Raw genomic sequence first — 565 nt, 5'->3', positions numbered from 1 at the left:
CTCCCAGCATGGGAGGCGTGATGGGCGACGCCACGCGGCAGATTTACGGGCACTTTGAAGCGGGCAACGGGTCCGCTCTGCCAGTAACTGGTGGTATCGGTTATGCCTATGATGTTTGCGATTGCTTTGCACCCGGCAGACAAATGGCGTTGATGGCAAAAGCTACCGGCATTTTCGGTACGTCATATGGTACGGTATGGTTCTATAGCGGACTTGTTGTCCCCACGGGCGCGGCGAATGTGCCCCGCTCATGGGGTTCTTTGGCGTGCGCTTACTTCGGGCAGCCTGCCACGGCCTAGCTGCGCGACTGCTGGCCGAAATAGGCGCACGCGAGACTGCCCCAGGAGCGGGGAACGTTTACTGCGCCCGTGGGGACCACCCGCGATGCATCGAAATGGAGATTACCGACAGAATAAGGCCCTGCACCGGGTGCTTTCCATTCATCGCTGTAGTCGGGGTCGTAAAAGGCACCGTAAAGATTAACGCTCCGTCGCCATATCTTGGACGACCAAGCACCGGCGATTATGTTCCGAATCCCGTCACCCTTCACGCCTCCCATGCTGGG

Annotated in this window: 1 protein-coding gene; it reads left to right on the top strand. The window is 58.9% G+C overall.

The window, feature by feature from the left end:
* A partial coding sequence (locus G7Y54_RS12455; RefSeq protein WP_206214964.1) for a hypothetical protein occupies positions 1–299 on the top strand: 299 nt, incomplete at its 5' end.
* Positions 300–565 lie beyond the last annotated feature (266 nt).

The sequence above is a fragment of the Desulfovibrio sp. ZJ746 genome (assembly GCF_011039155.1).
GTDB lineage: Bacteria > Desulfobacterota > Desulfovibrionia > Desulfovibrionales > Desulfovibrionaceae > Desulfovibrio.
This window is presented reverse-complemented; position numbering and strand designations above follow the sequence as displayed.